This is a genomic window from Parapedobacter sp. SGR-10 (genome assembly GCF_011030405.1).
Lineage (GTDB): Bacteria > Bacteroidota > Bacteroidia > Sphingobacteriales > Sphingobacteriaceae > Sphingobacterium.
On record NZ_JAAJTJ010000001.1, the window covers coordinates 14,516 to 36,194 of the forward strand.

General features: G+C 41.7%; 22 protein-coding genes. 8 read left to right on the top strand and 14 right to left on the bottom strand.

From position 1 onward, the window contains the following. Nucleotides 1-2 precede the first annotated feature (2 nt). The 3 genes from G5B00_RS00080 to G5B00_RS00090 all read left to right on the top strand — a co-directional run bounded on the left by G5B00_RS00080 (nucleotide 3) and on the right by G5B00_RS00090 (nucleotide 2,153). Complete coding sequence (locus tag G5B00_RS00080; RefSeq protein WP_163871209.1) at nucleotides 3-296, top strand: hypothetical protein; 294 nt, start codon at nucleotides 3-5, stop codon at nucleotides 294-296. A gap of 167 nt (nucleotides 297-463) precedes the next feature. Further along, nucleotides 464-1,057 (top strand): sigma-70 family RNA polymerase sigma factor, encoded by a 594-nt coding sequence (locus G5B00_RS00085; RefSeq protein ID WP_317168820.1) that lies wholly within the window; start codon nucleotides 464-466, stop codon nucleotides 1,055-1,057. Between the two features lie 7 nt (nucleotides 1,058-1,064). Then, on the top strand, nucleotides 1,065-2,153 hold the full coding sequence (locus G5B00_RS00090; protein WP_163871210.1) for a S1C family serine protease: 1,089 nt from the start codon (nucleotides 1,065-1,067) through the stop codon (nucleotides 2,151-2,153). 435 nt (nucleotides 2,154-2,588) lie between these two features. Here G5B00_RS00090 and G5B00_RS00095 read toward each other — a convergent pair whose 3' ends face one another. Further along, nucleotides 2,589-3,224 (bottom strand): peroxiredoxin, encoded by a 636-nt coding sequence (locus G5B00_RS00095; protein ID WP_163871211.1) that lies wholly within the window; start codon nucleotides 3,222-3,224, stop codon nucleotides 2,589-2,591. Between the two features lie 258 nt (nucleotides 3,225-3,482). Between G5B00_RS00095 and G5B00_RS00100 the strand changes: the two genes are divergently transcribed. Beyond that, a complete protein-coding gene (locus G5B00_RS00100) occupies nucleotides 3,483-3,938 on the top strand; it encodes a hypothetical protein (protein WP_163871212.1) in 456 nt (151 codons plus the stop codon). A gap of 300 nt (nucleotides 3,939-4,238) precedes the next feature. Here the strand turns inward: G5B00_RS00100 and G5B00_RS00105 are convergent, their stop codons facing one another. The 5 genes from G5B00_RS00105 to G5B00_RS00125 form a co-directional block, all read right to left on the bottom strand. Then, nucleotides 4,239-4,631: a hypothetical protein gene (locus tag G5B00_RS00105; protein WP_163871213.1), complete on the bottom strand. Its 393-nt coding sequence runs from the start codon at nucleotides 4,629-4,631 to the stop codon at nucleotides 4,239-4,241. A gap of 100 nt (nucleotides 4,632-4,731) precedes the next feature. Next, the gene (locus G5B00_RS00110) at nucleotides 4,732-5,982 is read right to left on the bottom strand and encodes a glutamate-5-semialdehyde dehydrogenase (protein WP_163871214.1); all 1,251 of its coding nucleotides are present in this window, start codon (nucleotides 5,980-5,982) and stop codon (nucleotides 4,732-4,734) included. Between the two features lie 223 nt (nucleotides 5,983-6,205). Continuing rightward, nucleotides 6,206-7,231 (bottom strand): glutamate 5-kinase, encoded by a 1,026-nt coding sequence (gene proB / locus G5B00_RS00115; RefSeq protein WP_163871215.1) that lies wholly within the window; start codon nucleotides 7,229-7,231, stop codon nucleotides 6,206-6,208. Nucleotides 7,232-7,377: 146 nt separating this feature from the next. Continuing rightward, a complete protein-coding gene (locus G5B00_RS00120; RefSeq protein ID WP_163871216.1) occupies nucleotides 7,378-7,683 on the bottom strand; it encodes a type II toxin-antitoxin system RelE/ParE family toxin in 306 nt (101 codons plus the stop codon). A 5-nt stretch (nucleotides 7,684-7,688) separates the two neighbouring features. After that, entirely contained in the window at nucleotides 7,689-7,913 is a 225-nt protein-coding gene (locus G5B00_RS00125) for an addiction module component CHP02574 family protein (RefSeq protein ID WP_163871217.1), read from the bottom strand. 126 nt (nucleotides 7,914-8,039) lie between these two features. On the opposite strand from G5B00_RS00125, the gene G5B00_RS00130 reads away from it, so the two are divergent. Continuing rightward, nucleotides 8,040-8,591 (top strand): AAA family ATPase, encoded by a 552-nt coding sequence (locus tag G5B00_RS00130; protein WP_163871218.1) that lies wholly within the window; start codon nucleotides 8,040-8,042, stop codon nucleotides 8,589-8,591. 10 nt (nucleotides 8,592-8,601) lie between these two features. Here the strand turns inward: G5B00_RS00130 and ahcY are convergent, their stop codons facing one another. Further along, nucleotides 8,602-9,918: an adenosylhomocysteinase gene (gene ahcY, locus G5B00_RS00135; RefSeq protein ID WP_163871219.1), complete on the bottom strand. Its 1,317-nt coding sequence runs from the start codon at nucleotides 9,916-9,918 to the stop codon at nucleotides 8,602-8,604. A 222-nt stretch (nucleotides 9,919-10,140) separates the two neighbouring features. Here ahcY and G5B00_RS00140 point away from each other — a divergent pair, with 222 nt between their 5' ends. Next, the gene (locus G5B00_RS00140) at nucleotides 10,141-10,551 is read left to right on the top strand and encodes a BrxA/BrxB family bacilliredoxin (RefSeq protein ID WP_163871220.1); all 411 of its coding nucleotides are present in this window, start codon (nucleotides 10,141-10,143) and stop codon (nucleotides 10,549-10,551) included. Nucleotides 10,552-10,606: 55 nt separating this feature from the next. Here the strand turns inward: G5B00_RS00140 and G5B00_RS00145 are convergent, their stop codons facing one another. The 7 genes from G5B00_RS00145 to G5B00_RS00175 form a co-directional block, all read right to left on the bottom strand. Continuing rightward, entirely contained in the window at nucleotides 10,607-11,881 is a 1,275-nt protein-coding gene (locus tag G5B00_RS00145) for a DUF1501 domain-containing protein (protein WP_163871221.1), read from the bottom strand. A gap of 2 nt (nucleotides 11,882-11,883) precedes the next feature. Beyond that, nucleotides 11,884-13,560: a DUF1800 domain-containing protein gene (locus G5B00_RS00150; RefSeq protein WP_240894335.1), complete on the bottom strand. Its 1,677-nt coding sequence runs from the start codon at nucleotides 13,558-13,560 to the stop codon at nucleotides 11,884-11,886. 356 nt (nucleotides 13,561-13,916) lie between these two features. Then, complete coding sequence (gene rpsA, locus G5B00_RS00155; protein WP_163871223.1) at nucleotides 13,917-15,851, bottom strand: 30S ribosomal protein S1; 1,935 nt, start codon at nucleotides 15,849-15,851, stop codon at nucleotides 13,917-13,919. A gap of 187 nt (nucleotides 15,852-16,038) precedes the next feature. Further along, nucleotides 16,039-17,022 carry a YihY/virulence factor BrkB family protein gene (locus G5B00_RS00160; protein ID WP_163871224.1) on the bottom strand — a complete coding sequence of 328 codons (984 nt, stop codon included), beginning with the start codon at nucleotides 17,020-17,022 and terminating at the stop codon, nucleotides 16,039-16,041. Between the two features lie 19 nt (nucleotides 17,023-17,041). Continuing rightward, on the bottom strand, nucleotides 17,042-17,452 hold the full coding sequence (locus G5B00_RS00165; protein ID WP_163871225.1) for an acyl-CoA thioesterase: 411 nt from the start codon (nucleotides 17,450-17,452) through the stop codon (nucleotides 17,042-17,044). A 160-nt stretch (nucleotides 17,453-17,612) separates the two neighbouring features. Further along, nucleotides 17,613-18,653, bottom strand: coding sequence for an endolytic transglycosylase MltG (gene mltG, locus G5B00_RS00170; protein WP_163871226.1), 1,041 nt, complete (start codon nucleotides 18,651-18,653; stop codon nucleotides 17,613-17,615). A gap of 12 nt (nucleotides 18,654-18,665) precedes the next feature. Beyond that, nucleotides 18,666-19,418, bottom strand: coding sequence for a PASTA domain-containing protein (locus G5B00_RS00175; protein WP_163871227.1), 753 nt, complete (start codon nucleotides 19,416-19,418; stop codon nucleotides 18,666-18,668). A 274-nt stretch (nucleotides 19,419-19,692) separates the two neighbouring features. On the opposite strand from G5B00_RS00175, the gene G5B00_RS00180 reads away from it, so the two are divergent. Beyond that, nucleotides 19,693-20,694: a D-alanine--D-alanine ligase gene (locus tag G5B00_RS00180; RefSeq protein WP_163871228.1), complete on the top strand. Its 1,002-nt coding sequence runs from the start codon at nucleotides 19,693-19,695 to the stop codon at nucleotides 20,692-20,694. A 43-nt stretch (nucleotides 20,695-20,737) separates the two neighbouring features. Then, a complete protein-coding gene (locus tag G5B00_RS00185) occupies nucleotides 20,738-21,664 on the top strand; it encodes a M23 family metallopeptidase (RefSeq protein WP_163871229.1) in 927 nt (308 codons plus the stop codon). The last annotated feature ends 15 nt before the right edge of the window (nucleotides 21,665-21,679 follow it).

A 21,679-nucleotide genomic window follows, 5' to 3' on the forward strand; every position in this document is an offset into this window, starting at 1 on the left:
ATATGAAAAACTACGTATTCATCTACAAAACTTCCATAGATACCTGGTCACGCTTCCAAAAGCTAAAAAAACACCTCTCTCAAGAATTGCCAACGGTTTCAAATCTAAGTATTGACTTGGAAGACGAAGACGCTGTACTCCGCATAGAATCATCCGAAAGGAACGAAGAGTATATATTGATACTCCTCCATGCCCAGGGTTATGATGGTAGTATAATGGGGATATTTGAACGACCTCAAAATGAACCATGCAAACACCTAAAACCACCACACATAAATAAGGATATTACTCCTTAATAATTTTCTTATAAAATCATACGTTATAGTACAAACGTATTAAGGCAAAAAATTATATTTTTACAGTGGCAATTGTCCGAAAATACGATTACGTTTGGATTCGTATCTATTTACATCAGATTTTAGACATTACAAGGGTTACTATTTGGATTTTAAGGTATTAATAAGTGAGTAAGATAAAGCACATATTGCCATCTGAAGTTTCCGACCAGGAATTGATGAAGGGGATAGCAAAGGGTGACAACAGAGCCATCAACAAATTGTATAAACTCTTTTTCCCCAGTATATCCCACATGATCATCAATAACAACGGTTCGGGAGATGAGGCCAAGGATATCTTTCAGGATGCTGTGATGGTATTGTATGATAGACTTACTCAAGGTAAATTTGAGTTAAACAGCAAGCTCAGTACTTTTTTGTATGCCGTCAGCAGAAGGTTATGGCTCAAACAACTGACACGGAAGGGAACGTCGACAAAGACATCAGACATTTCTGATTTTGAAGATGTACTGAAAGTAGAGGATGACATCGAAAGACACGAGATTATCGAGAGCAACTTTGAACAGATGGGGTTGGCCTTAGAACAGCTTGGAGAGCCTTGCAAGACATTGCTGAATGATTTCTATATCGGCAATATGTCTATGCAGGATATCAAGGACAAGTTTGGTTATACCTCTACAGACAATGCAAAGACACAGAAATACAAGTGCTTGCAACGGCTCAAAAAATTATATTTTAGTATAAATAAATTGGAAAAATAGAGTAAGCATGGGGCGACAAGAGTTTTTGGATTGGGCTGACCAATATTTAAGGGATGAGCTGACAGGCGAGGATAAGACAGCTTTTGAAATGTACTGTCGTAACCATCCGGAGTACGCTGATTTATTGGACGAGCATATCTCTTTTTTGGCCATTTGGCAAGAAGCAGAGAAAAGAAAAGCTTTTAACAAAGCTTTGGTGGAGGAAGGTAAAAACATACAACCATCATCTACACCTACTACAGAGAAAAAGAGATTGTCTCTATGGAGCCGTTTGCAAATCAACGCCGGCATAGCAGCAGCCGTAGCATTGATCTCCGTCTTTTCGACACTTTGGCTGACCGGATATTTCACTAATATCAAAAAAGCAACAACAGACTACAGTGCACTACGCCGTGAGATGAATTCTGTAAAAAAAGATGTCAACGAACAAAACAAAGCTATTCGTGACATGAACAGCAATACATCAAAAGCCTCCACACCTATCCACTTTGGAGCAACAGGATTTATGCTGACCAAAGACGGCTATGTGGTCACCAACAACCATGTCATCAACGGGGCAGATTCGGTACATCTACAAAACAGTAAAGGCCAGTCTTTCCGTGCCAAAATCGTATTCTCGGATCCCATCAAGGATCTGGCAATCCTTCATATTGACGATGACAATTTCAAAACACCCAAAAATGTACCTTACACATTCAAGAAACAAAAATCAGATCTTGGTGAAGACATATATACCATTGGTTTCCCACGGGATGAAGCCGTCTATGGTCAGGGTTATCTGAGTTCGAACACCGGATATGCAGGGGACACCATTGCCTATCAAATATCTATTCCCGTCAACCCAGGAAATAGTGGTGGACCTGTATTAGATCACCATGGGAATGTTATTGGGATAATTTCGGGTAAACAAAAAGGAATAGATGGTGCTGCTTTCGCCATCAAAACAAAAGAACTCATCGAAACACTGAATCGCATCCCTACCGATTCTTTGAAAGGAAACATTGTTCTGAACAACAAAAACACTTTGACCCATCTGCCGCGAACCGAACAGATTAAAAGGTTGCAGGACTATATCTATATTGTTAAGGTATTTTAATAAAAAATTAATCAAAAAAAGGTATGATCACATGTAGATCATACCTTTTTTGTTGTATACCTTTCTGAGACGCGATTAACGCGTCTCTACTTACCTACCACAGCTCCTTTTCCTAATAACTATCTCTTGCTACAAAACGGGAATATTTGACAATAACAAAATTAATCCTTAACTTTAAGAAAATATTCCTATGCGAACCTTTTGGATATATTTTTGTATTTTTTTGTGTTTGTCTATTTCAACACAGACTTTCCTTTATTTTTCTGGCACGGAGACATATGCCTTCAGTCCTCTTTACATGTTGGGGCAATTGATTATCATTACATTGATTGCGTCAATAGTATCCTTGATGTTACGAAAAAAGAAAAATGACTATAAACAAGAAAAAGCCAACTAAAAAAGTTGGCTTTTTCTATTTAATACGGTACAAATTTACTACCTATTGGGTTGAGGTGTCGTACGTAGGTAAGGTTTGATTTCCTTAAACCCTTTCGGAAACCTGGCCGGAATGTCTTCCGTCTTGATTGCCGGAACGACAATCACATCCTCTCCATCTTTCCAATCTACAGGAGTCGCCACTGAATAATCTGCTGTCAACTGCAATGAATCAATCACACGCAAGATCTCATTGAAATTACGTCCTGTAGATGCAGGATAAGTCAATGTCAATTTTATCTTCTTGTCTGGACCAATAACAAACACTGACCTTACGGTAGCCGTAGCCGAAGCATTCGGGTGAATCATATCATACAATTCCGCTACCTTACGGTCACTATCTGCAATAATCGGGAAATCAACTTCACAGTTTTGTGTCTCATTGATATCGTTTATCCAGTTCAAGTGCTCTGCAACACCATCTACACTCAATGCCAACACCTTGACATTGCGTTTCTCAAACTCAGACTTCAGTTGTGCTGTACGACCCAATTCTGTCGTACATACGGGTGTAAAGTCTGCCGGGTGCGAGTACAACACTGCCCAACTACCATCGATATACTCATAAAAGTCAATATCTCCTATTGACGTCTTTGCTTGAAAGTTTGGCGCATCATCGCCTAGTCTTAATCCCATATTATTTAAATTTTAAAAACCAACAATAAATTAATGTCTACAAATATAGTAGATTATATAAGAAACATCAAGTCTCCTAATCAAATTCCATATATTTATCATTAAATCCAATATTCACATTTATATTTGTCTAATATAACAATAAGCAATTATTAATTATACTGTGGCAACATTCGACAAAACATATTATTGAAAAATCGTGTCTTTTTCTTAGGTTTACATTTTATATGACCAAAAATATTGCAAACTAATTACATTATGAACAGCTTATACAAAAATAGCCTCCTACTTTTCTCTCTGGCAGCTTTCATAGCCTGTAAGAAAAATGATGAATTACTGATCAACGGACAATATAAACCGGCTTCTACCGTCACCATAGATGCTGTAGTGATGCTGACCAAAGAGGGACAGATCACGAAGACCAGCTTGATCAAAGAATTTGTACAACGGCATGGACAACAAGATTACTTTCTCTTCGACAAGAGAACCGACCTTACCGACAACAATTCATCGACGCTCAGATTAGATTTTCATGAAGATGGTACGGTAGACACTTATTATATGAATGAGTCGGCTTCTTCAAAAGGGAAAATAAGCCAACGAACCTCTTCCTACATCGATATTACAGCGATTGAATCTGCTATAATGCCTATCGGCCCCAACCCTAATCGTTGGTACTCATGGAAAATTCTTCCAGCCCGACCCAATCCATAATATTTCATTATTTACCTCCTGAAACGGGGTATTCAGGCTATTACGAATTTTATCCCACCGGACGGCTCGAAATTCGAAACGGACAACTATACGTACCTTTGATGGCTCTTTTAGTGCACTCTAAAGGTCAAGACCAAACCTGTCTTTCTGCTTCGGCAGGCTCTTTCCGGACATTTAATAATGAAATAAAAAAGCAGTTACAGCCCGGAGATACTATTGTGTATCAATCAAAGAGGGTTATGTTGATTAAGCAGTAAAATAGGAGTTTAAACTTTTCCAAAGGTCTGAACTTTGGAAAAGTTAAGATTTCAGTTTATTATCAATTTTCGCTAGAAAACCATAGTCTTCAAAAGCAAAACTACCACTGTTTCGCATATTCAGTTCAAAGAGAAACCTGGCTTTTTCCAGTAGATTCCGGTTTTCCGACAGAAGGCCGTCGTACATCAACAATTGCGCCAATGGACGCACCTGTTCCGATTCCAATGTAGACACAAACTCCTCCAATTGCAGATTGTCCCATTCTAAAAACCGGGTTCTGTCTTGTCGAAAAAACTCTGTATAACCCGACTCCACATCTACAGATTCGGAAAGCTCTTCCACATTGCCTTCCCATTTGCCCACCACGAGCCGGAGAAATTTCCCCATTTCGTTGATCCAATTCAAGATTGTATCTTTTTCGTAACGAATTCCCATTTTTTTCTAGTTGTAAGTTGTAAGTGGCCAGTTATCAGTAGGGGCAAAAGATTTATCTTCGATGAGTTCGCTACGTTCGGTTTTTGCCCATACAATTCGATCACCTCACCTGTCCATCTCCCGTCACGAACCATTTCTCCGTCACCAATTTTTCCAGAGCAAAAGGCCCTCTCGCATGGAGTTTTTGCGTCGAAATACCGATCTCAGCTCCAAGACCAAACTCACCGCCATCCGTAAACCGTGTAGAAGCATTGGCATATACTGCAGCCGCATCCACCGCATTCATAAACGTAGCAATATTTTGAGGATCATTGGAAACAATACACTCCGAATGTTTTGATGAATAATTGGCAATGTGCTCCAAGGCTTCGTCCAATCCCTCAACTGCTTTGACCGAACATTTGAAATCCAAAAACTCCCTGCCAAAGTCCGCTTCTTGCGCTTCTTGTACATAAGGGTAGCCCGTCTCTTTTACTTTATCCAACACGGCTTTGTCCGCAAAGACTTCTACCTGCGCTTCTTCGAAATAAGGCAATACCCTATTCATAAAGTCGGGCGCAATTTCTCTGTCTAGCAAAACCGTATCCAACGCATTGCATACCGAAGGGCGGGATATTTTGGCATTAGCCACGATTTTTGCTGCTTTATCCAGATCCGCAGTCTTGTCCACATACGTATGGCATACTCCCGCGCCTGTCTCAATGACAGGGACTTTTGCATTTTCACGAACAAAATCGATCAACGACTGCGATCCACGTGGAATAATGATATCGACAAAATCCGTAGCCGTCAACAAGTCAGAAACCAGCTCCCGATCCGTGGGCAATAACTGTACAATGTTCGAATCCGCCTCTACCTCAAGCAGTACATCCCGAATCAAGCTCACCAAATAACTGTTCGTAAACCAGGCATCCGATCCGCCACGCAGCAGACATACATTGCCGGATTGGATACACAAAGCTGCCACGTCGATAGTCACATTTGGACGAGCTTCGTAGATGACACCTACCACACCGAGAGCCACGGTCTTTTTTTCAACCAACAGCCCATTGGACAGCTTTCGCGAGGAAATCAACTGGTTGGTTGGGTCATCCAGCTGAGATACGTCAAGAACACTTTGTGCAAGATCTTCTATACGCTCTGCCGTAAGTTTCAGCCGATCATACTTGGAGTCTGCGGAATCCATTCTGATCAGATCTTTCTCATTTTCAACCAAAATCTCGGCTACATGATTTCGCAAAGCGGTGGCCAAAGCGTTCAATATACGCTGCTTGTCCTCTCTATTGAGACTGCTCAATGATTTTTTGGCCTTACGGCTATTTAGCAATTCCTGTTTAATATCTTTTTGCATAGTCTATTTTGTCTTTTTATACACTACTTTTTATTATACCACATGTTCTCAAAAAACGTCATTTCGACCAAAGGGAGAAATCTATGGTCAGCTAGAAAATTAGTCCCATTTATCCATAGATATCTCCTCATACTTCGTCGATATGACGACAAATGTGCTTAACTTGACGTCTATACGCCCAATCAAACCAAATTGTGGTTTATTTTTTATCATACACTAACCTTTACAGTAACACGATATCATCGGCATGTGCTATTTCCAGGTTCTTTCTTTTAGTTTTTAAATCTGTCGAATCGACTTTTGATTTGGCCACCGCCTGTATAGTGCCTTCTTCATCTGCAATATGAAAAACCTCCCCTATCTCAAACCCTTCCACAATCTGGGTCACGCCCACCGCAAGCAGGCTTTTTCTCTTCTTTAAGGCCTCCATAGCACCCTTATCCACCTGTACCAATCCCGTAATCAGACTACCACTCGCCAGCCACTTATTGCGGGAGGACACTTTTTTCTGTTGTGCCAGACACACCGTACCAATCTCGTCCTTTACAGCCTTCAGGATTGCATTATCTTCGGCCATGCTAAAGATAACAGTCTTGATACCCATCTGCGTAGCGAGTCGTGCAAATGTCAGCTTAGAAGTCATACCACCCAATCCCACAGATGATTTGTCTGTTCGGGCCAACGATAGTGCCGACTTATCAATAGCCTTGATCTCCCTTATGACATTGCCGTCCGCGTCCAATACACCAGAAACAGAAGTACATAGCAACAGTTTTTCTGCTCCAAAACCAACAGCAATCAAAGTAGCCAATTCGTCATTGTCCGAAAATTTCAATTCCTTGTTACTGACCACATCGTTTTCATTGGCTATAGGGATGATATTATGCTTCCAAAGGGTCTCATACGTACTTTTAAGCTGTAAGAACTGATTCCTATTCGAAAAATGATGCCGCTCGCATAAGCTTTGTGCCAATGCGATATGAAAAGGTTTAAAATACGTTGAATATTTACGGATCAGCAACGGATTACCGATAGCCGCCGCAGCCTTGCGCTCTTCCAAGGTTCCCTTATACCGAGGTATAAATTTCTTGCCTGCCGCTACGGCTCCCGAAGACACCAAAACGATGTTATAATCGGACTGCAATATAGAAACCTGCCTGGCTATTTCCAATATAACACGTTCATCAATCTCGCCCTGGGATGTCACAGAAGCCGAACCAAACTTAATAACAAGAACAGGTTTTTTCATGTTTTTTCAAAAAAGCACAACATTATCTCACAAACCGTAAAAGTAGGTATTGTTTCTAATAAAAATGAATATTCTCAAGAATTTTCAAATACAGCAATCATACAAATGTTCCTTAGGTGAAGATAGGAACAATTACATATCAGAGTTTAAAGCCTTCGTCTAACCCATTTTTGGGGATTTATAGACGTATGAAGAATAGCCACGATCGTGATCGTTTTTGTATGTTGGTTGAAGTGATAATGTACACCAAAAGGAAATACTTTAGTAAAAGCAATTCTTGTTTCCTTATATTTCACTTCAAAAAGCAAAGGATTGTCAATAATATACTTTATAGTCTCTTTTACAGATAAAGCAAACCTTTTTTCAAGACCTTGCAACTGTTCCTTATACCATTTTTTTGCTTTTCTGATGTCCTCCTCTGTATCGTTATGGTAAACAACAGTATATTCCACAACTCTTACTCTTTATCCAATACTTCAAAAAGATTTTCAATAGATTTAATTTTTTCGGGGTTATCCAAATCATTTAATCTTAAATCTATTATATCCTTTTGCCATTGGGGCAACTCATCGCCAATCTGGTCAAAGTCCGGATACTTTTTTTTGATGTTGTTCCAATCCTCAATCGGAATAAATACTCCTGTCGGCTTTCCGTTGTGATCTTGTATAACCTGGGGCTTCATAAGCTGATTTTTTTTACATTACGTAAAAATAAAAAATATTTTTTTCAAACGCAACAGAGCAATCCTATCGCTTTTGTCGCATAAAGCTTCTCGTATCCTACAAAATTTTCAGTAATATTGCCTTGTATGAATATACGAGAGAACAAGCGAGGTATTCTGAAGATAGCCGTTGTAGGTCCCGAATCCACCGGAAAATCAACGATGGCAAAATACCTTGGCGAACAGCTTGGAACAGTATGCGTACCCGAATATGCCCGCTACTATTGCCGAAATCTTCGCAATCAATATACCTTGCAAGATGAGGTCAATATGTTCTATGGTCAATTGGCGTTGGAGGAAGCACTTATTCCTCTGGCAAAAAACAACATACTCATCTGTGATGTGACCATCATGACCATCAAGATATGGTGTGACCACCTTTTTGGCGATACCCCTCAAGAAGTAAAAGATGAGATCAGAAACAGAAAATACGACCACTACCTACTCATGGACATCGATCTGCCCTGGGAAGACGATCCCCTACGGGATTTTCCGGGTCAACAAGCGCATTTCTTAGAAATTTGGAAAAAAGAGTTGAAGGCTATTGAAGCTAATTATACCATGATCTCCGGCTTAGAAAAAGAAAGGTTGGAAAATGGGTTAAAAGCAATTAAAGTACTATCGGCTTGTAGCCGATAGTACTTTAAAACTAGTATCTATACGCTTCCGGCTTGTAAGGACCCTCTACGGCTACACCGATATAAGCCGCTTGCTCCGCAGTCAGTTCTTCCAGTTCCACACCGATATGTGCCAAATGCAAGCGAGCCACTTTTTCATCCAGATGTTTAGGCAAGGTATATACTTTCTTCTCGTATTGATCTGTATTTGTCCACAATTCGATCTGTGCCAACGTCTGGTTGGTAAACGAGTTGGACATCACAAACGATGGGTGTCCTGTAGCACACCCCAGATTTACCAAACGGCCTTCAGCCAACAGAATAATATCCTTACCGTCTACGGTGTATTTATCCACTTGCGGTTTGATCTCTACTTTCGTATTACCGTAGTTGGTATTCAACCAAGCTACGTCGATTTCATTGTCAAAATGCCCGATATTACAAACAACGGTTTTATCCTTCATAGCCTGGAAATGCTCAGCACGGATGATATCTTTATTGCCTGTCGTCGTGACGACGATATTCGCTTCCTTGATGGCATCCGCCATTTTCTTCACTTCATACCCTTCCATGGCCGCTTGCAGCGCACAGATAGGATCGATTTCAGTTACGATCACACGTACGCCTGCCGAACGCAAGGATTCCGCCGATCCCTTTCCCACGTCTCCGTAACCGGCTACTACAGCTACCTTTCCGGCCAACATCAGATCCGTAGCACGACGGATCGCATCCACCAATGACTCACGGCATCCGTATTTATTGTCAAATTTTGACTTCGTCACGGAGTCATTGACATTGATCGCCGGCAAATGCAGTGTACCGTTTTTATATCTTTCGTACAGACGGTGCACGCCTGTAGTGGTCTCCTCAGACAACCCACGAACACCAGCAATCAGTTCCGGAAATTGATCAAAAACCATATTGGTCAAATCCCCTCCATCATCCAATATCATATTCAACGGTTGGCGCTCTTCACCAAAGAACAATGTCTGCTCTATACACCAATTAAATTCCTCTTCTGTCATGCCTTTCCACGCGTAGACTGGAATTCCTGCAGCAGCTATAGCAGCCGCCGCATGATCTTGTGTAGAGAAAATATTGCACGATGACCAGGAAACATCTGCTCCTAGTTCCACCAAAGTTTCGATCAAAACGGCCGTTTGGATAGTCATATGCAGACATCCGGCTATACGGGCGCCTTTCAACGGTTTGGAAGCTCCGAACTCCCGACGAAGGCTCATCAGGCCCGGCATCTCTGCTTCGGCCAACTCTATTTCTTTGCGTCCCCACTCTGCTAGAGAAATATCTTTGACTTTGTAAGGCACATACATAGTTTCTAATGATGACATAATTATTCTTTTATTTTTTTTAAGTCACAAAATTACTTGAAACCGAGGTCATTTCAAAACCTCACAAAAGCTTTCTGCTCAAAAGTGACATTATATTGAGGATAATATCTTGATGAACGAACTAGAATCCCCTATCTTTGTATTCACCTCCCTATCCCTCCCCAAAAGAGAGGGAACGGTTGGTTTTTATTTTTGAATTTTAACTTTTTAATTTAAAGAGAGATGTATCCAGAATATTTAGTAGCACCGATGCGCCAAGAATTGGTAGATGCCGGTTTTCAAGAGTTAAAAACTGCGGAAGAAGTAGATGGGGCCATCCCTGCAGAGGGTACCGTCTTTGTTGTCGTCAACTCTGTCTGCGGCTGTGCCGCAGCCAATGCACGTCCTGCAGCCCGTTTTGCAGTAGAGAATGGAAAAAAACCAAGTAAATTGGTTACTGTCTTTGCCGGCATGGAAAAAGATGCTGTAGACAAGGCTCGTCAATACATGTTGCCTTATCCTCCATCTTCACCCGCTATGGCCTTATTCAAAGACGGCAAACTTGTACACATGATTGAAAGACACATGATCGAAGGCAGACCCGCTCAAATGATCGCCGACAATCTTATCGCGGCTTTTGACGAGTATTGTTAAATTTGAAAATATATAGCCCTATAAGGTTCTCAAAACTTATAGGGCTATATCATTATCACCCTTTCATCACGCCTATTCCCTCTCCGTTCCAGTCCGGGAAAAGTTCTTTTTTATCCTTTACCTTGAGATGTTTTTCTGCAACTTCGGAAAACACGGACCTAAAGTCTGTCGTCACCTTCAAGTCCCGGCCATCTTCCAGATTCTCTTTGGCCAAAGTATCCACGATCCCGTGTACCTTACCTCCGTCCACATGATTGCCTAAGATAAAATTGCAGGAAGCCCTACCATGATCCGTACCATTCGTACCATTCTGATGTACCGTACGGCCAAATTCTGTCATCGTCATGACCAACACATCATCCTGATAAGCTTCCATATCATTCCAAAATGCCATAATACAATTGGTCAAATCCGCTACATTCCGGGCAAATATCCCTGTATCTTTCCCTTGGTTATAGTGCGTATCCCATCCATTCGATTCTGTGAAAGCCACTTCCAAACCTACATCCATCTTAATCAATTGGGCCACTTGTTTCAACGAATTGCCTAAGCTGCTGGTTGGATATACGACGTTATTAGCCGGTTTATAGTTTTTGACCAGATTACGCTGCAACAGCTTCATCGCTTCAAAACTCCCCTTGCCTGTATCCCGTAGCAAGTCTACGCTCGTTTGATCATAGAGTTCTTCAAAACTTTTGGCATTCTGCTTTACAACAGCTCCATTCCCTTGGATCTTAAAATTCTTCAGATCGCTGATTGCCAAGGCTTCGTTGTGACCATATAATGAACGGGGAAGCGCAGGTGTCAGACTGACCGCTGAAAACGGTGTAGTAGTATGAGCATGATCGTGGCCCATCAAGCCTACAGCCCTATTCAACCATCCGCTGGTTGTATTTTTCTGGAACGGTGTCCCCGATTCCATATAATCCTGTGCATCAAAATGGGATCTTGTCGTATTAGGAGAACCTATCCCATGTACGATTGCCAGTCTTTTGTCGCGAAAGACAGACTCAAAAGCCTTCATACTCGGATGCAGCCCAAACCGTCCATCCAAGTCAATCAAGGCATTTCCTCCTGCACTTTTTGCAGCATCCATGAACAAGTTGGGTCTCGCTTCACGGAAATAAGCATCTTCAAAAGGACTGACGGCCATTAAACCGTCCATTGCTCCTCGTTGAAAGATACAGACAATGACTTTCCTTTTGCTATATAAAGGATTGTTTTTCTCCCTTGCTACGGCCTCAGCCACAAAAGCAGGGATACCACCTATCAGACCTACGCCTAGTAAACCTAATCCCGATGATTTTAAAAATGCTCTACGTGTATACATCACTAACGTCTTTGAAATTCAGGAGAGCCAATAATAAGCCCTACCACCTGCGCCAACATGGCATTATTTGATTTTTTATCATTTAGCCGTTGTTTACTATTCGGCTTTTCTTTCTCCATATCCCTCATCATCTGCATCTTACCACCGGATGACTTCTCTACTTTTTGTTGCAAATTCTGGGCAGTCAACAAGGGGCCGAGTCTATTTTTTAACGTCTCGATATCCGTTGACGGCAGCAAAAGGGCTGCATACACTTCTAAAGCCTGCTCTGGACTTTCTGGTTCTCGGTAGCCTGTCAACTCCAAAAGGTCTACATCTACACCCGATGCTCTACTGGAAGTAAAGGATAGACCAAAATTCATTCTATTCAAGAGAGCACCCGTATTGATCCAATAGCTTGACTTATCCGGAAATCCTGTAGGTGCAATGTAATAGTATTTTTTTTCACCCATACGTGTAACCCAATTGACCAAACGGTTGGGATTTTCCACCTGTGCATCCAAAGCTCTCACACTGCTGATAGCCAGTTCAAAAGGTGTTTTTACCTTACTATACACGTTGTCTTTGCGCCAAAACTCAGGAGAATAGACCATGGCGGTCAATACCTTTTTGATATCTCCTTTAGATTCGAGAAATGTCTTGGCCATTTCATTGACCAAGGTGCTGTCCGGATCGTCACTGACAAAACGAACAGCAATTTTTTTACAGATGAATCGAGCAGCCTGTGGTCTACTCGCCAAAAAGGAAATTAACTCTACACCTTCATTATACCCATTATTTTCAAAATGTCGGCCCAATACTACCTTTTTGCCTTTGTCGTGTCGGCTGGCTGCAAAGATAAAATCTCCATCGATTACACTCGGATTTTTGGGATTATTGAGACTCTTTTCTATATTCTTAATGAAATTCGTATTGCCATAGCCATTCATCGGATAGTTCGTCCATCCGGTCAGTATACGGGCGGCTTCCGACACATCCTTTTGTGTATACCCGCCATCTACGCCCAAGGTATGCAGCTCCATGAGCTCCCTGGCGTAATTTTCGTTGATACCCGTTTTGTTTTTTGCCTTGGGCTGCTCCGCTTTACTCGAAGCATTATCCAGATAGAGCAACATGGCCGGAGATTTGGCTGTGGCCAGCAACAGATCCTCAAAACGTCCTAACGCTTCGGGTCGAATGACATGGTTCTCGTACGACGGAATGAAGGTGGCAGACTGCGGCTTGGTAAACGATACATTAAAATGGTTGAACCAAAAGTCTGTCATGACTTCATGCAGCTGATTGGTAGAAAATGCTGCCCGCAAGACTTTAGTCGCAATAAATTTCCTATACAGTTCCTGTTCGGGATGAATTCCTTTTTCTGCCATATAATTTTTCACAGCAGCCTTGTAAAACTTACTTTTATTATCGACAGAATCTTGAGGAATATAGCCTTCATCGAGCATCATCCTTCGTACACGAGGCCCTCGAGGGTATTTTTGGACAACCGTACGGTTATCCAATAGCGCATCTGCATAGGGCTCCAGCATCTCCTCCAGCTCCTTGTCTTCTCCTTTGGCCTGCAACTGTCTGAAAAACCATTTTTCCAATCCCTCTTTTTGGATTTGCTGCACATCTTTCACATTATAACCGTAGGTAAACCTACTCAACAAATGCATGGCAGCTTCCTCTTTACTCAAACCGCTTCCTTTATAAGGAAAAACCTTAGCTTTTTTTTGGCTATAGACAGGCAACAGCCCTAAAAGCATACAAAACAACAGGATTATCCTTTTTCCTTGAGTGACCATAATATAGACCTCCTTTAATAAGATACACAGCCACAAATATAAAGCCAACTTAACCGACTTACATTCAAGCTTATAATTGGCTTAAAGTTACAGAATCATTTGTTAAAATAAAAACAAGAAATGTTAAAAAAATTGGAGCGACAAATACCTATGCCTAGCGTTTTTTGCAGGGTACCTAAATCTTGGCCTAATAAAAAAAGCCCCGATCAAATGATCGGGGCTTCAAGTTATTCAGAAAAATCTAGTGATTACTTCGATTTTTTCTCATCACCTTCCATTTGCTCTTTCAATTGAGCCAGGATGTCTAAATCACCTAAAGTGGATTTCTCTACAGATTCTTTCACTTTCTTCACGGCATTAGATGCTGCTTTAGCATCTTTTTTACGTGAATTGGATTCTTCTTTACGAGCTTCCTCTTTAGCTTCTTCCCAAATACGGGAGTGGGAAATGACCAGACGTTTGTTTTCTTTGTTGAATTCAATGATCTTGAAATCCGTCACATCGTCTACTTTCAATGCAGCACCGTCTTCCTTTATAGAGTGCTTAGAAGGGCAGAAACCTTCTACACCATATTGCAAAGCAACGATATCGCCTTTGTCACCTACTTTGATCACTGTACCTTCATGGATAGAACCTTCGGTAAAGATCGTTTCGAATGTATCCCAAGGGTTTTCTTCCAACTGCTTGTGACCTAAGGACAATTTACGGTTTTCTTCGTCAAGCTCCAACACTACAACCTCCAATGTCTCACCTACTTTAGTGAATTCGTTCGGGTGGTTGATCTTCTTAGACCATGATAGATCAGAGATGTGGATCAATCCATCGATACCATCTTCCAACTCTACAAACACACCAAAGTTAGTCATGTTCTTCACAACAGCTGTTTGTTTAGAACCGATCGGATAACGTTCGGTGATATTTTGCCAAGGATCCGGTGTCAATTGTTTGATACCCAAGCTCATCTTGCGTTCTTCACGATCCAACGTCAGGATCTGAGCCTCTACCTCATCACCTACTTTCAAGAACTCCTGTGGAGAACGCAGGTTTTGAGACCATGACATCTCAGATACGTGGATAAGACCTTCTACACCCGGGATAATTTCCAAGAATGCACCGTAATCTGCTACGGTCACTACTTTTCCTTTTACTTTAGAACCTATTTCCAAAGCAGTGTCCAAAGATTCCCAAGGATGCTCAGAAAGTTGCTTCAAACCTAGAGCAATACGTTTTTTCTCATCGTCAAAGTCAAGAACAACGACGTTGATAGTTTGGTCAAGCGACAACACTTCTTTCGGATGCTCGATACGGCCCCAAGAGATGTCTGTAATGTGAAGCAATCCGTCTACACCACCCAGGTCGATGAATACACCGAAATCTGTGATGTTCTTGACAGTACCTTCCAATACTTGTCCTTTTTCCAATTTTGCAACGATCTCCGATTTTTGGTTTTCCAAATCGTCTTCGATCAATACTTTATGTGATACGACTACGTTTTTGAACTCATGGTTGATTTTCACCACCTTGAATTCCATCGTTTTACCGACATAGATATCGTAGTCACGGATAGGCTTAATGTCGATTTGTGACCCAGGCAAGAATGCTTCTACACCTTTGATATCCACGATCAAACCACCTTTGGTACGAGACTTAACGAAACCTTCAATAACCGCATCATTTTCCAATGCTTCATTGATAGCTTCCCAAGATTTTTGTGTTTTAGCACGCTTGCGTGACAAGACCAACTGACCATTTGCGTCCTCTTGTGATTCGACAAATACGTCTACTTTGTCACCAACTTTTAAGTCAGGTAAGTCGCGGAACTCCGTTCTAGCTACAAGACCGTCTGATTTAAATCCAACGTTCAAAACAACGTCTTTGTTGTTGATGGATACTACAGTACCTTCGATAATTTCACCCTGATTGATTTGGTTGAAAGTACCTGCGTATTGCTCTTCCAATTGAGCACGCTCAGCTTCGCTGTAGTTACCGAAAGCCTTTTCATCAGCATCCCAATCAAAATCTCCCTCTGGTGTGATCCAGGTGTTTGATTTGATCTCGTCGATTAAGTTTGAATCTGCTTCAGACTCGATTTTCTCAATGTCCTTCACTACTTTAGTGTCAACATCTTGTAGCTCTGCGTTTTTCGCCGCTAACTCTTTTTCTGCTTCTTGTTTTTTTGCCATTAATTAATTATCTCCTTTTTCCTACGTCGTAGGAAGTGCAAAGATAGGAAAAAGTTTTATTTCCAAGGATTTAAGTTTTATTTTTTTTGGAAGGTTATCGGTATATGCCCACAAGTACCGCTGGCGCACGAAAGGATTCGTGCGCTAACATTGGGGCACAAGCGGGACGCTTGCGCCATTCTAAAATTTACTCAACACTCCGCCCCTCTTCCTGCTTAAACGAATTATAAACCCTAGGCTTCACAATCTTAATACTTTGTTTCGACAAAGCAATACTTGCATTCAACTCAAATCCTATCAGCAATATCAACGAGTTCAGATACATCCATATCATGATCACGATGATCGTTCCGATAGAGCCATAAAGCTTATTGTATGCATTGAAGTTGTTGATATAAAAAACAAAACCCGAGAACATCAAGATTGCCAATACCGTAGCCAGTGTCGCCCCCGGACTAAACAATTGCCAACGCTTGGACACCACCGGTCCATAGCGGTACAAAAGGCTGACCGTGAAAAAATAGATCGCAAAAAGAATGACCCACCGAGAGCTCTTGATGACAAATGTCCAGAACCATGACAGGTCGTACGTGATCTGATCTTTGAGATACGAAATCACCACACCAGCTATGGTAAAGACCGCGATCCCTACCGACAGAGCCAGGATAATAGCAAAGGACAGCCCCAAAGCGACCAGCCTTCTCTTTCCCCAGCTCCTGTTTTCTCTGGACAAGGAAGCTTTATTAAAAGCTCTCATCAGATTGACCATACCATTGGTCGAAAAAAAGGTCGCCAGCAAAAAACCGAAAGACAATAATCCTCCATTTTGCTTTTTGACAATGTCCTCCAATGTAGATTGTATGGCCGTATAAGCTTCTGCCGGGATAATAATAGCTAAAAACTCCATCAACCTCTCTTGAAAGTGATCGACTGGGATATAAGGGATCAACGTAAACAAAAAGATGATACCCGGAAAAATCGCTAGCATAAAGTTATAGGCCAGTGAGGAAGCCTTATTGAGGATTGTCTCCCGCTTGATCTCTTGAAAGAAAAAAGTAGCCACTGTATATAAAGGCAACTTGCCAAATCCCGGCAGGGAAGCCCCTTTAGACCATTCGATGAGATTGTCATATGGCCTAAACATACGTAAATTATGATGAAGTTTTTTCATTCCAACAGCTATTCATTTCCTACTCTCGAAAATAAACTTCCATCTTGTCCTGGAAGATTTGAGGCGACTTGCACGGCCTGTTTTTTTGCATATCCACAAACACCAATTGTGTCATGCCGGTATTGAGCAACTCCCCTTGCTCATTGAATACCTCATATTCAAACTTGATCCGTACACCCGGCCGCTCGCGGATAGTAGTTCGTATCGTGATCAGGTCATCATATCGTGCAGGCTGAAAATATTTGGTATGCAATTCAATGACAGGCAACATCACCCCCATTTCTTCCAGTTCCTTATACGAAATACCTGTTTGACGCAGCATCTCAGTGCGCGCCACTTCATAAAAAGCTGCATAATTCCCGTAGTACACATAACCCATCTGGTCAGTCTCCGCGTAACGCACCCTTATTTTATGATCAAAAACAAACACTATTTTTTAAAGTAAAAATTGTTATCAGTGATCAGTTATCAGTTGTCAGTAATCAGCATTAACGCCCTCTCCCCACTATCCACTTTCAACTGTCCTCTCTCCACTGTCAGTTGTACCCTCACTCAAATCGCAATACGCAATACCCACATCGCAATACGCATCACCTCTTAATATTCCGTTCATCCAATGCCTTCTGGAATTTCCGTGCATTGACCTGATGTTCGGTCACAGTCTCCGCAAAAGCATGGTACCCCGAAAAATCCTCCTTAGCACACATATATATATAATTATGTTGGGCAGGATTGAGCACCGCATCTATAGCCACGATAGGCGGCATATTGATCGGTCCCGGAGGAAGCCCTTTATAACGATAGGTATTATACGGATTATCCAGAATAAGATGCCTGTTCAGTACCCTACGGATCGTAAAGTCATTATGTGCAAAGATAACGGTAGGATCGGCTTGGAGCAACATACCTTTTTTTAGCCTGTTGAGATAAAGCCCTGCTATCTGTGACATCTCATCATTATGTAAAGCTTCGCCCCGTACGATAGATGCCAATATAGAGACTTCCACAGGTGTCAAGTTAAGAGCCTTGGCTTTCTCCAACCTCTCCTCTGTCCAAAATTTGCGGTACTCCTCATACAACCGTTCAATGACCTTATCGGGTGATGTATTCCAATAGATATTGTATGTATTGGGGATAAACATGGTGTAGAAATTATCTTTCGTAAATCCATATTTTTCTGCAACGGCCTCATTGTTCAGTATGGCACTGAAAGCCACTGAATCCGCCTCAAAATTCCTACCTAAAAAACCCGCAAAATCCTCTTTCAGTCGAATATTGGCAAACTGCAATTTGACCGCGTCCTGGTATCCTCCCCTCAAGTTACCTATAAATCGTCTGTTGTTCATCCCCGGAGTTAATTTGTAACGCCCAGGCTTTACCATGTCCGGATAATCCATACGCGCGGCGGCAAAGTCAAACAATGCCGGATGACGCACAATATTTTGCGCCTTGATACGCTCTAAAACTTGATCATAAGAATCTCCTGTATATACATAAAAATACGCTTCGTGCGATGTAACAGATGGACCCAAGAAAGCTTGATACAGTTTAAACCCGACGAAACCGACGATCAACAACAGCACCATTCCAGCAATGAGCAGTCCTTTTCTGATTGATTTCTTTTCTGACATAAATTAACCCGGTTATTCGTTTGACAAAGTAAGATTGATGGGTGCTCCGATACTGATGATACGGGCAGACGTATCGGGAGATTGGGCCACTACGCGCGCTGAAAGTGTATCACTGATTGTACCCGAAAGATTTCCAACGGTCAGCCCTAATCCTTGAATGGCAAACTTGGCTTCGGAAAGTGTCAACCCTAGCACATTTGGTATCTCCACTTCATTTGCCCCACGACCATTTCCAAGCACCAATGTGACTCGAGACCCCTTAGAAATCATCCTTCCTGCCTTTAGAGGTTGTCCTGCAAACTTAACATCCAATACGACGTCCCGGGCGATGTCGTTGATATATACCGTGTCACCGATCTTCAAAGAATGATTTCTTAATATGGCTGTAGCCTCTATCAGGTTTTTATCTATGATCTCTGGAAAAGCGATTTCTGGTGCTACCTGCGTGATAATCGTCAGGTATATCGTACGTCCACTTTTGACCAAAGCTTTGGGTTCAGGATCCTGCTCAATCACCAATCCTGGCTGTGCATCGACTTGATACACCGAATCTATATCATACTCCAATCCGGCCTTGTCGAGGACTCTCATGGCTTCCTGAACCGTAAGACCTTTGAGCACCGGCACCTCCTGCGCATCGCCATGTTTGGTGTATATACGAAGCCCAAAATAGATGAGCAAGAACAGCACCCCTATAAAAATAAGGGCATAAATCAAGTTTTTTCGGAAGGTATCCGTGCGTAAATAAAGCAATAGTTTCGACATGTACGTATCTATTTCAACAGATGGTTAAATTAAGCCATCCATCTAATTTAACAATTTTATCTTTCTTTATGGACAAAAATATTCGTTTTTCCGAGTATCACAAATTATATTTGTGCCGAATAAACTAACATTATGAGACCTGCATGAGCTGCCCATTCATAAAAATATAAATAAATCAGCTCATGCAAGCTTCATTGCCATTAAAACTTAGCGTAGCGATCTCATTGATGCTGCTAAAAAACAAACAAGACATCAATAAAAGCAATTCATTCTAATGAAAACAAAAGTAGCATTAATTACCGGAGGATACACAGGAGAAGCCGAAGTATCTTATAAAAGTTCACAATTTGTCTACAGCCAGCTCGATAAAAACAAGTATGACGTATATCTGATCGATATCCGTACAGATGGCTGGTTCTATAAGAACGAACAAGGTGAACAATATACTATCCAAAAGGAAGATTTTTCGTTGCTTTTAAACGGGGAAACCATTCGATTCGATGTAGCTTTTATCATTCTCCATGGTACTCCTGGCGAAGACGGCCGTTTGCAGGGATATTTTGATATGGTAAATCTTCCCTACACTTCTTGCGGAGCCTTGACTTCCGCCCTAACGATGAATAAGGGCTACACAAAAGCAATTATCCAGGATATTCCGGAGCTACACGTAGCCAATTCGGTATTGCTATTCGAAAATCACCGCAAAAATGCGGTACAGCTCGTCCAGGAAAAACTGACCCTACCCTATTTCGTCAAACCCAATGCCGGTGGCTCCAGTATAGGCATGAGTAAGGTCAAAATCATGGATGATTTGCAAGAAGCCTTGGGCAAAGCGTATGATGCCGAAAATACCGGCAAACAGGTATTGGTAGAAGAGTTCGTATCCGGCCGGGAGTTTTCGCAAGGTGTTTTCAGAAATACAAAGGGTGAACTAGTGGTATTGCCTGCTACAGAAGTCAAAACGACAAGGGAATTTTTCGATTTTGAAGCAAAATATATCCCGGGGTCGACCGAAGAGATTACACCGGCAGACCTCACTGCTGAACAACAGGAGCGAGCAGCCCGTATTATCAAGGAAATATACATCCGACTGAACTGCAAAGGGATGGTCAGGGTAGACTTCTTCTTGGAAAATGACACCGACAATTTCTTCTTTATAGAAATCAACACTATTCCTGGACAGACAGCCCAAAGCTTCATTCCACAACAGGTACGGGCTTTTGGCATGAAAGAAAGCGACTTCTATGGTGAACTGATCGAAGCGGCTTTGATATAACCACCACAAAGGTTATATTTATGTCGTTTAAATTATGAATCTTATGTCTGTAAGTCTAAAATCGATTTGCCTTGTACTGTGCTTGGCTTGTTCTGCGCATCTTTATGCCCAAGAACGCTTGCTAAAACTGACCTCAAAGAGAAACAAAGACAATTCTGTCACTATTTCTTACGAAAAAAAAGACAATGGTTCTTTTACCGTTTTTTTAAAATTTAAGGAATTGTCAAATTCCAGCCTGTCCGTTTACGAATACGTGGCAACAGGACATACGGGTGAACTCGTGACCCTAAAACCTATTCGGGACAGCGAACCCATTCGTTATTCCTATTCCTACCGGTATGTCCGGGGCAAGCCCAACCCTAAAGTAAACGAAAGCATTATCTATGCACTTCCCTATGCAGCCCATACTTCCGTGCGTGTCACAGAATCCACATACTTAGCTGCCAAGGCTACCGGAAGAAAAACTCCGCCGGATTGGAAATCATACAATTTTCTCACCAAACAGCAACAAGCCGTAACAGCTTGCCGCAAAGGTGAGGTCGTCCAGACCATAGACGAACACGACACCGATGACCTCGGGAAATTCGTCTATACCTCCGAACGGAACACTGTATATATCGAGCACGAGGACGGCACGATCATGCGATACGCCGGTATGGAAAAAAACAGCATGAAAGTAAAAGTCGGACAAACAGTTTTCCCCGGTGATGAATTGGGATTAAATGCAAAGGCCGGCGAAAACAGTTATAAAATAAGCTGTCTACTATTTTATATCAAAACCAACGACCTTGACACCGCAACCGGAGAGAAGAGAAATTATCGCACAGCGTTTATCACACCCCAATTTGCTGTCAATAACGGTGAGAAGTCTGTACTCGACAATAAAAGCACCTACACTGCATTTCTAGACGATGCGATGATTATGCAGGAAATGAACAAGAAAGAACTGAAGAAATATAAAAAGAAATGATGTAGGTATTCCTTA

Coding starts and splice junctions, on each gene's coding strand:
- G5B00_RS00080 (WP_163871209.1), top strand. CDS start 3: ATGAAAAACTACGTATTCATCTACAAAACTTCCATAGATACCTGGTCA.
- G5B00_RS00090 (WP_163871210.1), top strand. CDS start 1,065: ATGGGGCGACAAGAGTTTTTGGATTGGGCTGACCAATATTTAAGGGAT.
- G5B00_RS00095 (WP_163871211.1), bottom strand. CDS start 3,224: ATGGGATTAAGACTAGGCGATGATGCGCCAAACTTTCAAGCAAAGACG.
- G5B00_RS00100 (WP_163871212.1), top strand. CDS start 3,483: ATGAACAGCTTATACAAAAATAGCCTCCTACTTTTCTCTCTGGCAGCT.
- G5B00_RS00105 (WP_163871213.1), bottom strand. CDS start 4,631: ATGGGAATTCGTTACGAAAAAGATACAATCTTGAATTGGATCAACGAA.
- G5B00_RS00110 (WP_163871214.1), bottom strand. CDS start 5,982: ATGCAAAAAGATATTAAACAGGAATTGCTAAATAGCCGTAAGGCCAAA.
- proB (WP_163871215.1), bottom strand. CDS start 7,231: ATGAAAAAACCTGTTCTTGTTATTAAGTTTGGTTCGGCTTCTGTGACA.
- G5B00_RS00125 (WP_163871217.1), bottom strand. CDS start 7,913: ATGAAGCCCCAGGTTATACAAGATCACAACGGAAAGCCGACAGGAGTA.
- G5B00_RS00130 (WP_163871218.1), top strand. CDS start 8,040: ATGAATATACGAGAGAACAAGCGAGGTATTCTGAAGATAGCCGTTGTA.
- ahcY (WP_163871219.1), bottom strand. CDS start 9,918: ATGTCATCATTAGAAACTATGTATGTGCCTTACAAAGTCAAAGATATT.
- G5B00_RS00140 (WP_163871220.1), top strand. CDS start 10,141: ATGTATCCAGAATATTTAGTAGCACCGATGCGCCAAGAATTGGTAGAT.
- G5B00_RS00145 (WP_163871221.1), bottom strand. CDS start 11,881: ATGTATACACGTAGAGCATTTTTAAAATCATCGGGATTAGGTTTACTA.
- rpsA (WP_163871223.1), bottom strand. CDS start 15,851: ATGGCAAAAAAACAAGAAGCAGAAAAAGAGTTAGCGGCGAAAAACGCA.
- G5B00_RS00160 (WP_163871224.1), bottom strand. CDS start 17,022: ATGAAAAAACTTCATCATAATTTACGTATGTTTAGGCCATATGACAAT.
- mltG (WP_163871226.1), bottom strand. CDS start 18,653: ATGTCAGAAAAGAAATCAATCAGAAAAGGACTGCTCATTGCTGGAATG.
- G5B00_RS00175 (WP_163871227.1), bottom strand. CDS start 19,418: ATGTCGAAACTATTGCTTTATTTACGCACGGATACCTTCCGAAAAAAC.
- G5B00_RS00180 (WP_163871228.1), top strand. CDS start 19,693: ATGAAAACAAAAGTAGCATTAATTACCGGAGGATACACAGGAGAAGCC.
- G5B00_RS00185 (WP_163871229.1), top strand. CDS start 20,738: ATGTCTGTAAGTCTAAAATCGATTTGCCTTGTACTGTGCTTGGCTTGT.